An 11337-nucleotide genomic window follows, 5' to 3' on the forward strand; every position below is an offset into this window, starting at 1 on the left:
CAGGTAGCTGTGGAGGGGCCCGGCCTGAGGCGCCTCGCCGATGAGCTGAGGGCATGGGCCCTGTGGCCCGGGTAGCTCAGCTGGCTAGAGCGCCGGGCTGTGGACCCGGAGGTCCCGGGTTCAAATCCCGGCCCGGGCCCCTTCATTTGCGAGTATAACAATAAAAAGTGGCAGATACGCAACCAGCTTCTAATTCGTGTTCAATACATTCATGGGCGGCGTCAGGTCGGGGGTTCGTAGTCCTCATTATTTCAGAACATGCCAGGGTCCTCACTCGCCGCCCCTTTGCGCACTAAAAAGTTAGGAAATAAAAAGCTGGCATAGGGGCCCCTGACTAGAGCTTGAACTCAGGCCACAGCCTCGCAGCTACGTTCTCGTCTAGCTCTACTCCAAGACCTGGCTCATCGGTTAGCAGTATAGCGCTCTTGGTAACGTCTATTATCCTCTTTCTGCTCTTGACCAGGTCATTCCAGAACGGCAAATCGTGACCATGGAACTCAAGGGCCCCAAAGGTGTTGCTAATGGACGCTGCATGAGCAGCGGCCATGGTGGCTATGGGGGAGCCTATATTATGAGGCGAGACCTCTATGTCATAAAGCGATGCCAGCTCCTCTATCCTCCTTAGCTCAGTTATACCGCCAGCTTTGGCCGGATCTGGGGCCCACACGCTGACCCCTGTGCCAAGAAGGTCTTTAAACTGGTAGTACGTATAGAGGTTCTCTCCAACTTCTATGGGAACGTGGCACTGCGAGGTAAGTACCTTTAGCTCGTCAAAGTTAGTCAGCGTGGTGACGGCTGGCGTTGGGTCCTCAACCCACCTTGGTTTAATACCTTCGAGCGCCCTACACAGTGCGATGCCCGTGTTTAGGTCGTAGCGCCAGTGAAGGTCAAACATGATATCTACGTCGTAACCCACCGCATCTCTTACCGCCTCGGCCAAGGATGCAAGGTACTGTATCTCAGCTTGACTAAGCCTCCCGCTCCTTAGCCTAGTTGGATCTGAGTAGGGAGTCGGCACGTCTAGGTCGAACTTTATGGCCTTCCAGCCCTCGGCCTTAAGTTCCTTAGCCCTGGACGCGTAGGCCTCAGGCGTGTAGTCGGCCGTCCACGTCTCTATAGTTAGCCTGCCGTGAATAGGGCTTGGCTCCTTTATTCTGCCCTTTTCAACGTTAGCCTGTGAAATCCATGAGGGTTCAACGGGCATAAGCGCTGAGTTCATGGCCTCTAGGCCCTTACCTCCATGGGCGTCAACGTACACAGGTATCTCAGTCCTGTCACCGCCAAGTAAAGCATAAACTGGCAGGTTAAGGTACTTGCCAATTAGGTCATAGAGTGCCATGTCTATAGCAGATATTATATGGTATGCTGAGGTGCCGGCGTAAAGCGTGGCCCACCTGAGCTTTTGGAGGATTCTGTTTACTTTGAACGCGTCCTCGCCCACTATTACGCTGCCCAACACATTAGCTATTGCCGAGGCCCCAGGAGTAGGGCCTGCCTCCCCAGTGCCGTAGAGATCCCCGGAGTATACCCTTACGAAGGTCCACTCAAAGTTAGCCTGCACAGTAAACGATGTGACTTTTGTAATCCTGAGCTCTTTCAAGTTAGGATGCCCCGTAGCGCTGCCCTAGAGGTAGTATATATGCGTGACAGGTACTAGATGGTTAAGGGCTTAAGGGATTTAAGAGCCTCAGCTTCCCTACTCTGGTGGGATTTAAGTGGAGAAGGTGTGGTCAAGGCTTTTTGAGGGAGGCCTTCCTGAGCTTGAGCCCGTTGAGGAGCCCGTACACTCACTCCTTGACGATGTGTGGAAAGGCCATGAAGGTGAGTGCGCCGCCCTGCAGCTCGAGACGGGCGCGTGCTACACATGGGGGGCCCTAAGAAAAGTCTCGGCTAAGGTGGCAGGCTTTTTGAAGTCCCTCGGCGTTGACGAAGGGAAGCCTGTGCTCTTTGCAGCAAATAACAGGATCGAGGCTTTGGCGGGGCTGCTTGGAATATGGAGATCTGGCGCTATTTCGGTTTTAGTAGACCCGCTGACGATATCTGAGGACCTCTATGAAGAGCTAAGGGGAAGAGGAATTAAGGTTGGTGTGGTGACACAGCAGTTCTATGAGAGGGAGCGCCATACCTTGGCAAGGGCGGGCGTCGAAGAGGTAATAGTAGTCGATGGGCAGCCCAAGGAGGAAGAAGTTAAAGTCCATACCATGGGCGACGTTATAAAGAGCGACGAGGTCTATGGCGATGACGTGAAGCCCGGCTCAAGATCCTTAGTAATGTATTATGCTGGCATAGCAGGACGGACAATGCAGGTCTATCACACTCACCGCGCCCTCTCAACAGCAGTTAAGGCCCTAGCTGACTCAATGAAGCTGGGCTTTAGACCCGTGTCGATAGTCGTAGCCCCTATGACCCATGTGCTGGGCCTTCAGGTCAGCACCCTGACGCCCCTCTACCTTAGGGGCTCGGTGGTCCTTATGCAGAGATGGAATGACGTTGCGGCGTTAGAGGCCATAAGAATTTATGGCATAAACTTCGTGTCAGGGGCTCCCACTATGCACGACTCCTTAGTTGAGGCCGCGCAGAAGCGCGGCGCTCCTCCCGGAGTGGTTAAGCTGGGGCTCTCTGGTGGGGCCCCCCTAAGGCCTGAAACCCAGGAGGGGTTCCGTAACGTCTTCGGCGCCCCACTGGTGCAGTTCTATGGGATGACGGAGTCGTGGGTCCTTACATATCAGCCTACCGCTGTCGGGGAAGTCAAAGGTACCGTAGGCGCCCCCATAGCAGGCGTTGACATAAAGATAGTGAACCCCGATAACCCTGCTGAGGAGAGGGGTCCGGGCGAGACAGGAGAACTGCTAGCTAAGTCGCCCTGGCTCATGGAGGGCTATGAGGACCCTGAGGAGACCAATAAGGCGTTCTATAACGGATGGCTAAGGACGGGGGACCTTATGAGCATTGATGATAGGGGGCTGCTTTACTTCAGGGGCGTGAGGAAAAGGATGATAAAGTACAAGGCCTACCCCATATTTCCGAGAGACCTTGAAGTAGTCCTCATGAGGCACCCCGACGTCCAGCAGGCATACGTCTATGGAGAGAAGGATCCAGCTGTTGGAGAGAGGCCGGTGGCTAAAGTAGTCCTTAGGCCTGTGCCAGAGTCACAGAGGAGGAGCTTCTGAACTTTGTTAATAGCCAAGTGGCGTTCTATAAGAAGCTGCACAAGATATACTTTGTAGATAAGCTGTGACGCTCACTTGCGGGACCTCCTCCTGCCCTTCTCGCCTGAGGCCTTGAGAGAGCTTGAGCCTAGCCCGAACATGTCAAGCGTCAGCTGTCCCTTGCTGCCCCTCTCAACATGCGTCGGCTGACTCTGAGGACCTTTCTCCTCAGCAACCTTAGTCTCAGAACTCTTCTTAAGCGCCTCGCGAACTGCTTCGGCGGACTTTAGAACATCTTTACTTCTGGGGCCCGCTAGGTACTGCACTTCAGACTCTGTTAGGTCATAGCCTACCGTGAGGCCCCCTGCCACGTTTATGTCACCCTGCCTAAATATTATGAAGAGGTAAGGCAGTACGTCTTCCTTGAACGTAGACGTTGATATGTGGAGCCTCGAGGCAAACTTCTCTGCTATGGAGTCCCTGACGCTCCTGACGTCCTTGAGCTTAGCCATAAGCGCTATCCTAGATGGATACTGATACTTATTTCTCAGGGGCGACTGCTCCACCTGCCTGGCCATTGCAACCCCTGGACCCATTAAGTCAAAGACGTAGGAGAGGAAGTCCCAGTCGCCGGCCTTGGCCCTGGAGAGGAAGAGGCTCGCTCTCGCAAGGGCGTCCCAGGCTCTGAAGGCGTCTTCAGGATCTCCGTACTTGTTTTGGATGTTGTCGTTGAGCCAGGCCATAATAGTCTCATAGTCCTCCTCAGAGTTGGTCACGGCCCTCTTAGCCATCCACCCGGCCTTGGCGTAAAAGATGTCATTAAGGGTCCTCCAGAGGTCAATGCTCTTATCCCTTCCCCTGACGAGCGCCCTGGCAAGCTCCATAGTGACCTTACCATAGCCTTCAGCAACCGCCTCAAGATCGTTGACGCAGGCCCTCACGTCTCCCATGTTCTTGTCGGCTATGTATCTAAGAGCCTCGCGGTCACACTCTATGTGCTCCCTGTCGCATATGTTCTGTAGCAGCGATACTATGTTGCCTGTGGAGAGGTTCTTGAACTCTATCATTAGCGTTAGCTCCCTGAGGGGCCTAAGCTGGTCCTTCCAAGGGTCGTTAGCGGTAAGTACTATGGGGTTCTGCGTGTTAGGTATTATTCTCAGAAGCTCGTCAAGGCCTCCGGCGTCTCCCCTAGCGCTTATGCCGTCAACCTCATCCATAAGTATTATCATGAGCCTCCCGGTCAGGGGCCTCCTAAAGGCGGCGACGCCAACAGTTCTCCTTATGTCCTCGGCCCTCCTGTAATCACTGGCATTCAGTTCCAATACCTCAAGCTTGTAGTCATGAGCCGCAGCCTCTACAAGGCTTGTCTTCCCGACACCTGGAGGGCCATAAAGAAGTGCTGCCCTCTTCTCCGGGGGCCTTCCCTTGAGCCATGCCTCAAGCCATGTAAGGAACTGGCTCTTCGCTTCTTCCTGGTCTACTACTTCATTAACGCTCTTGGGCCTATACTTTATTATCCATGGAATTCGCTGCTGGAGGCTCATGTTGTTGCGGCCCCCACGCGCTTGCTCATCATTGCAAGCCATGCCAGGAAGGCGCTGAGCTGTATGTCATCATCGCTCCCCTCAACTATCCTGTAGTGGATTTCTCCCAAGTAGTCAGCTATCATAACTCTGAGCTCCTCAGGTATATTGAGGTCGTTGCTGAACAGCTCGCGATGTATCTGCCTGACGACATCCTCACCGCTGAGGCCATACTCGATCATAACCTTCCTGAGGAGCTCCCTGGCGCCCATGAAGTTGCCCTTGAGGGCCTCCTCGACCATCTCCCTTATATCCTTAGGTCTAGCCATTCCAACGACCTTATATACGGAGTCAACGTCGACTTTGCCCAAGGAGGCCGCCGTCTGAAGTATGTTTATGGCCTTCCTCATGTCGCCCTCTGATATATCATAAATAGCCTCTAAGGCATCCTCGTCATATTTGACGTTCTCCTTATCAGCTATGTACCTGAGCCTTCCCACTACGTCCTCCTTGCTAAGTGGAGTGAACCTGAAAAAGGCGCACCTGCTCTGTATGGGGTCTATAATCTTTGACGGGAAGTTGGCGGCCAGTATAAACCTCGTGTTAGCGCTATACAGCTCCATGAGCCTTCTAAGGGCCTGCTGGGCGTCTGCCGTCATGTTATCTGCCTCGTCAAGGAGCACTATCTTGAACGGTATGTCAGGCGGCGTCTTGCTCCTGGCGAACTCCTTTACCTTCTCCCTTATTGTATCTATGCCCCTCTCGTCGCTGGCGTTCAGCTCTAGCATGTACTGAGCGTAGTTGTCACCGTAGAGGTCGTGCGCTAGCGCGTGGGCCGCAGTGGTCTTCCCTGTGCCCGGCGGGCCTGCGAAGAGCAGGTGGGGCATGTTCTTCTCTGCGACGAACTTAGAGAGCCTTTCAACTATTTCCTTCTGGTTTACTATTTCCTTCAGGCTCCTGGGCCTGTACTTCTCAGTCCACAGAAGCTCCTCTATGGCTGTGCTCAAGCTATTGAGCCCCTCGTTAACTATTGTTGTAGCCTGGGCTAATAAGGTGGCTTGCACCCAAGCCCTGGAGGGGCCCTCCGGCCTTATTGGTTCCCGCCGGCAGAGTTAGGTTAGGGAGCACAGTGAAACTTGAAGAGAGGCTGCAGCTGCTGAGCCTTGACGGCATGCTGAGGCCGATAAAGGTTATGATATTGAACGACTGCACCATACCTCTGCCCGATGGCCCCCTCCAGGCGAAGAAGGGGGATGAGGTTGAGGTGCCCAGGTGGATAGCCGAGGTGCTCACGGAGGAGGGGTACGCTAAACCTAAGGAGGAAGTCGATGTCAACTACATAAACAACTATCACTACAAGGAGAGGAGGTCCGCCAGCGGCTCTCACCTTGCTCAGCTGCCTCCAGACTTCTACGTTGCCGTTGGCGAGTTCATAAGGTCCCTCGACGAGGCCATAAAGAGGTCCCCCTCACACATGCTGATAAACGACAAGGACGTAAGCGAGAAGAACGTATTAGAGCTCTCCCAGCTGAGGCTCTCTAAAATAGTTAGGCTCGCTCAGACTGACATGGGTGACGAGGAGGTTCCTAACATGACTCCTGAGGAGGTGCTCATCTACTCGCAGCTTAAGAAGGCCTTCGAGTCGTGGAAGAACTACATCCAGTCCCTCATGGGGGTGAACGGCAGTTGAGCGCCGCTGAGCAGGAGCAGCTAAGCATAGGGGAGAAGTTCAAGGACTTTGTCAGGAACTTCAGAAGCGTCGAGGGCCTAAAGTACATGGACAGGCTGCACAGGATGATAAACCTAGACATGAGCAGCTTAATCGTTGACTTCCAGGACCTTTACAGGTATAACACGGACCTCGCTAACATGCTCATAGATGAGCCGCAGAAGGTGTTAAAGGAGTTTGACGAGGCCCTCCTGGAGCTCGTAGCTGGTGAGGACGCGGAGTTTGCCAAGCGCAAAGGGAAGTTCCACGTGAGGGTGCAGGGCCTCTACGAGACCACCAGGATCAGGGACATCAAGACTCAGTATATGAACAAGCTGGTCCAGGTGGAGGGCATAATAACCAGGATGAGGCCCGTCAGGAGCAAGATGATCAAGGCAGTCTACAGGCACGAGAAGGAGGGCTGTAACGCCGAGTTCCAGTGGCCCTACGAGGAGGACGAGTACCTAGAGGATAAAATAGACAAGCCAACCCAGTGCCCGGTCTGTGGCGAGGCCGGCGGCAGGTTCGTGTTGCTCAGGGATAAATCCATCTACATTGACTGGCAGGAGATAACGCTTCAGGAGAGGCCCGAGGACGTACCTGGAGGCCAGATGCCCAGGAGCATAACTGTAGAGCTCACTGAGGACCTGGTTGACATGGCTAGGCCCGGGGACCTGGTCACGGTAGTAGGCATAGTTAGACCAAGCCCTGCGGCTGGGAACGACAAGTCGCCTTACTTTGAGCTGAAGATAGAGGCGAACAGCCTGAGGGTTTCTGAGAAGGTGCTCGAGGAGGTAGCTATAACTAGGGACGACGAGGAGAAGATACTTGAGCTCTCCAAGGATCCATGGATAAGGGAGAAGATCATAGCCAGCATAGCGCCCACAATATATGGACACTGGGACCTCAAGGAGGCTATAGCGCTTCAGCTCTTTGGAGGGGTGCCCAAGGTAGCCCCTGACGGCACCAGGATAAGGGGTGACATACATGTGCTGTTCGTTGGAGACCCGGGCGTGGCAAAGAGCCAGCTCCTGCAGTCAGCGGCCAGGATAGCGCCTAGGTCCGTTTACACCAGCGGCAAGGGCTCAACAGCTGCCGGCCTGACCGCTGCAGTGCTGAAGGATCCGAAGACCAGCGAGTACTTCCTTGAGGCGGGCGCCCTGGTGTTAGCCGACGGAGGTCTCGCCGTAATAGACGAGTTTGACAAGATGAGGCCTGAGGACAGGGCCTCAATACATGAGGCCATGGAGCAGCAGTCGGTAAGCATATCGAAGGCGGGCATAGTGGCCAGGCTAAACGCAAGGGCTGCGGTCCTCGCCGCCGGCAACCCCAAGTACGGGCTTTACGACCCTCAGAGGAGCTTTATAGACAACGTCAATCTGCCGCCTACAGTGCTTTCCAGGTTCGACTTGATATTCGTAGTGAAGGACGTTATGGCCATGGAGCACGACAGGAGGCTAGCTAGGTACATACTGGACGTTCACAGCGACTACTCAAAGTACGTGCCCGAGATAGACCCGCAGCTGCTTAAGAAGTACATAATATATGCCAAGAGGTACTCGAGGCCTAAGCTTACCGACGAGGCGAAGTCTATAATCGAGTCGTTCTTCGTCACTATGAGATCCTCGGCCTCTAAGTACGGCAACGAGGGCCAGACGCCGGTGCCCGTCACCGCAAGGCAGCTTGAGGCGCTCGTGAGGCTCTCAGAGGCTCACGCTAGGATGGCTATAAAGGACAGGGTGGACGCGGAGGACGCGGAGGAGGCCGTGAGGCTAATGTTATCGTTCCTGGGCAGCGTGGGCCTTGACGTAGAGTCAGGCTTCATAGATTACTCAATGATAGCGACGGGCGCCAGCTTCCACACCAGGAGGCTCATGACAATCATAGTTGACACCATAAAGAGGCTCAGGGAGGACGGAAGGCCCTGCGTTAAGCTTGACGACATAATAAAGGAGGTGATGTCTCAGACGAAGGTGTCGCCAGACAAGGTAGAGGAGACCATAAGGGCCATGAACAGGCAGGGCCAGATAGCAGAAATTAGGTCTAACTGCTACAAGGAGGTCTAACGTGAGGAGCTTTGTCAGCGAAGGTCGCAGAGAAGCTGATGCAAATACTGGGCTACAAGGAGCTGTACCCCCCGCAGAAGGCTGCCATTGAGGCTGGCGTTGAGGACGGCCAGAGCCTTCTTGTATCATCACCTACGGCCTCAGGCAAGACCTTCATAGCAATGGTGGCGCTGGCGTCCGCAGCCCTGAGGGGCATGAAGTCCTTCTATACGGCGCCTCTGAGGAGCATAGCCACTGAGAAGTACAGGGAGTTCAGGGAAGCCCTTGCAAAGCTGAACCTTAAGGTTGGCATAAGCATAGGGGACCTAAACGTTAATGATGAGGCCATAGTGAACAGGAACGACGTTATAATAACCACCTATGAGAAGTTGGACTCCATTATAAGGAATGACCCCTCCCTTATCGACAAGATGGGCTCGCTGGTTGTCGATGAGATACACTATGTTGATGACGAGAAAAGGGGGCCAATAATTGAGACCCTCCTCTCCAAGGTACTCTATAGGTCAAAGAAGGTTCAGGTGGTGGCCCTGAGCGCCACCGTGTCAAACGTTGACGAGATAGCTAGATGGATAGGAGCCAAGCTGGTCAAGTCCGACTGGAGGCCGGTGCCCCTGAGCGAGGGCGTTTACAAGGACGGCGTTATCCACTTTTCAGACGGCACTAAGAGAAAGGTGGAGGAGGTAAGTGTCAACCCCAGCATAAACCTTGTGGTTGATGAGAGCAAGCAAGGCGGCCAGACACTCGTCTTTGTTCAGTCAAGGAGGAGGGCTGTCCAGCTGGCAAAGATGGCCGCCAAGCTGCCAAGGAACCTCCTTAAGTTCAACCAAGCCAAAGCCAAGGAGTATGCTACTAGGATGCTGGCAACGGATGGCCCTAGGCTCCTCAAGGAGGAGGTGGCGGAGCTCATAATGTCAGGTATCTCGTACCATCACGCTGGGCTCTCAAATGAACAGAGGACTATAATAGAGGACGCATTCAGGGACGGGGCTTTGGCGGCCATATTTGCCACTCCAACTCTAGCGGCCGGCGTTAACCTCCCTGCTAGAAGGGTTGTTATTGCAGAGGTTGAGAGATATGACGAGAGCTATGGCGTTCCGCGTGACATAAAGGTCTTTGAATACAAGCAGTTTGCCGGAAGGGCCGGCAGGCCGGGCCTTGACCCCTACGGCGAGGCAATAATAGTAGCCTCAAGGCCCAGGAGCGTCAGAGAGCTCATGGAGGAGTACATAAATGCCAAGCCCGAGAGGCTTGAGAGCAGGCTTTACGGTGTAAGGGGGGTCAGGCACTCAGCCCTTGGAGCCGTGGCCTCAGGCATAGCTAACGACTTCCAGTCCCTGCTAGAGCTGCACAGGAGAACCCTTTACTACGTGCAGAGGGGGGAGGAGAAGCTGAGCCAAATCCTCAGGATATCACTTGATGACCTCATAGCCTGGAACCTCGTGACTGAGGTTAACGGGAAGCTCAAGGCCACGCAGCTAGGCTACGCAGTCTCAAGGACTTACCTTGACCCGGCGAGCGTGCCCAAGCTAATAAAGCTTGCCAAGAGGCTTAACGGCAAGTTCACTACCGAGGACCTCCTCTACGTGGTCTCGTCCATGCCAGACATGAACCTGCTTCCCGTCAGGAGCTCAGAGAGCGAGAAGATCATGGACATGGCTGTGGACAGGGTGCCAACATTAATAGACATAGTAGACTGGGATGACCCCGACAGCGTGGCCGCGGTTAAGACGACCCTGGCCCTCCTTGACTGGATAGAGGAGGTTCCAGACGATAAGATCGCTGAGACCTACGACGTGGGCCCAGGCGACGTGGCCTCAATAATAGACACCGCTAAGTGGATAGCCAGCTCCCTGGCTGAGATAGCGCCTGCGGCTGGGCTCCCTGAGGAGGTCTCAGAGAAGCTGAGGCTGCTCTCAAAGCGCATAGAGGAGGGCGTCAAGCCTGAGCTGCTGCAGCTCGTGGAGATACCGGGTGTCGGAAGGGTTAGGGCCAGGAGGCTCTATAACGCCGGCTTCAAGACCCTCGAGTCCCTGGCGACGGCAAGCCCCCAGGAGCTGTTAAAGATTCCAGGCATAGGGCCTGCCACTGTGGCCTCTATACTTGAGTTCTTCGGAAGGAAGGAGGAGGCAGCCCCCCTCAAGGGAAGGGGCCGTGATGGAATAGGCCTTGAGAGGTTCACCGCTTGAGGCTTAGCTTAAGCGAACTACGGGCCCGCCGGGACTTGAACCCGGGACCTCCAGCTCCGCAGGCTGGCGCCCTGATCCTGGCTGGGCTACGGGCCCTTCAGTTCCCTGTATCTAGAGGCGGGTTAAAATAAGGGTTGTTGGAAAGGCCCCTTATAATAGAGGTCAGCCGCCCTTATATCACATGGTCTCACGCACGCTTTTAACTCCTTGGGGGCCAGCCACTGTAGGTGAAAGTACATGGCAAATCAGGCCGAGAGGACGAACACGTTTAAGGTGATGAATGAGTACCTAAATGCCAACGTCTACGTAAAGCTCAAGGGAGGCGAGGGAGTTAAGGGCGTGCTGAAGAGCTTCGACCAGCACCTGAACCTTGTGCTCGAAAACGCAGAGGAGCTCACAGAGAAGGGCTCTAGGAGCCTTGGCACTGTGCTGGTGAGGGGCGACAGCATAGTAGCCATAAGCCCGGTTAAGTAATGGCGGTGACAGGCCATGGTTAAGGGAACGGCCTCGTTTGGTAAGATGGGAAGGGGGTACACGCACATAGTCTGCAGGAGGTGCGGGAGGAGGGCTTTTAACGTAGCCAAGGGCTACTGCGCCGCCTGCGGCTTCGGCAGGAGCAAGAGGATAAGGAGGTACTCGTGGCAGAACAAGAAGGTAAACAGAGTAAGAATAGTGTGAGTGACAGGGCCAGCGTTTATTTTGGTG

At 54.6% G+C, this 11337-nt stretch carries 9 protein-coding genes and 2 tRNA genes; 7 read left to right on the top strand and 4 right to left on the bottom strand.

Features of this window, described 5'->3' with window-relative positions; all coding sequences use genetic code 11:
- Positions 1–65: 65 nt before the first annotated feature.
- A tRNA-His gene (locus tag ACZ5GQ_RS06615) sits at positions 66–139 on the top strand.
- A 195-nt stretch (positions 140–334) separates the two neighbouring features.
- Here the strand turns inward: ACZ5GQ_RS06615 and ACZ5GQ_RS06620 are convergent.
- A complete protein-coding gene (locus tag ACZ5GQ_RS06620) occupies positions 335–1600 on the bottom strand; it encodes a mandelate racemase/muconate lactonizing enzyme family protein (protein WP_498856366.1) in 1266 nt (421 codons plus the stop codon).
- Between the two features lie 115 nt (positions 1601–1715).
- On the opposite strand from ACZ5GQ_RS06620, the gene ACZ5GQ_RS06625 reads away from it, so the two are divergent.
- Positions 1716–3170 carry a class I adenylate-forming enzyme family protein gene (locus ACZ5GQ_RS06625; protein ID WP_498856367.1) on the top strand — a complete coding sequence of 485 codons (1455 nt, stop codon included), beginning with the start codon at positions 1716–1718 and terminating at the stop codon, positions 3168–3170.
- 71 nt (positions 3171–3241) lie between these two features.
- On the opposite strand, the gene ACZ5GQ_RS06630 is transcribed toward ACZ5GQ_RS06625, so the two are convergent.
- Positions 3242–4693, bottom strand: coding sequence for a replication factor C large subunit (locus ACZ5GQ_RS06630; protein WP_498856368.1), 1452 nt, complete (start codon positions 4691–4693; stop codon positions 3242–3244).
- Positions 4690–5679, bottom strand: a complete 990-nt coding sequence (locus tag ACZ5GQ_RS06635) for a replication factor C small subunit (protein ID WP_498856369.1) — start codon at positions 5677–5679, stop codon at positions 4690–4692. Before ACZ5GQ_RS06635 ends, ACZ5GQ_RS06630 begins: the two co-directional genes overlap by 4 nt.
- A gap of 122 nt (positions 5680–5801) precedes the next feature.
- Between ACZ5GQ_RS06635 and gins23 the strand changes: the two genes are divergently transcribed.
- From gins23 to ACZ5GQ_RS06650, 3 genes are read left to right on the top strand one after another with little or no spacing between them, the layout of a single operon-like run.
- Positions 5802–6362 carry a DNA replication protein Gins23 gene (gins23, locus tag ACZ5GQ_RS06640; RefSeq protein ID WP_498856370.1) on the top strand — a complete coding sequence of 187 codons (561 nt, stop codon included), beginning with the start codon at positions 5802–5804 and terminating at the stop codon, positions 6360–6362.
- Positions 6359–8446: a minichromosome maintenance protein MCM gene (gene mcm / locus ACZ5GQ_RS06645; protein ID WP_498856371.1), complete on the top strand. Its 2088-nt coding sequence runs from the start codon at positions 6359–6361 to the stop codon at positions 8444–8446. The genes gins23 and mcm overlap by 4 nt, the downstream gene beginning before the upstream one ends.
- Positions 8447–8457: 11 nt before the next feature.
- Positions 8458–10632 (top strand): DEAD/DEAH box helicase, encoded by a 2175-nt coding sequence (locus ACZ5GQ_RS06650; protein WP_498856372.1) that lies wholly within the window; start codon positions 8458–8460, stop codon positions 10630–10632.
- A gap of 20 nt (positions 10633–10652) precedes the next feature.
- On the opposite strand, the gene ACZ5GQ_RS06655 is transcribed toward ACZ5GQ_RS06650, so the two are convergent.
- Positions 10653–10728 (bottom strand) — tRNA-Arg (locus tag ACZ5GQ_RS06655).
- A gap of 141 nt (positions 10729–10869) precedes the next feature.
- Here ACZ5GQ_RS06655 and ACZ5GQ_RS06660 point away from each other — a divergent pair.
- Together ACZ5GQ_RS06660 and ACZ5GQ_RS06665 are read left to right on the top strand one after the other, a co-directional pair.
- Positions 10870–11106, top strand: coding sequence for an LSm family protein (locus tag ACZ5GQ_RS06660; RefSeq protein ID WP_498856373.1), 237 nt, complete (start codon positions 10870–10872; stop codon positions 11104–11106).
- Between the two features lie 15 nt (positions 11107–11121).
- Positions 11122–11310, top strand: coding sequence for a 50S ribosomal protein L37e (locus ACZ5GQ_RS06665; RefSeq protein WP_427971839.1), 189 nt, complete (start codon positions 11122–11124; stop codon positions 11308–11310).
- Positions 11311–11337 lie beyond the last annotated feature (27 nt).

The sequence above is a fragment of the Caldococcus noboribetus genome (assembly GCF_055389385.1).

Excerpts from the sequence above, each read along its gene's own strand:
- ACZ5GQ_RS06630 (WP_498856368.1), bottom strand. The coding sequence starts at position 4,693 with ATGAGCCTCCAGCAGCGAATTCCATGGATAATAAAGTATAGGCCCAAG.
- ACZ5GQ_RS06665 (WP_427971839.1), top strand. The coding sequence starts at position 11,122 with ATGGTTAAGGGAACGGCCTCGTTTGGTAAGATGGGAAGGGGGTACACG.
- ACZ5GQ_RS06660 (WP_498856373.1), top strand. The coding sequence starts at position 10,870 with ATGGCAAATCAGGCCGAGAGGACGAACACGTTTAAGGTGATGAATGAG.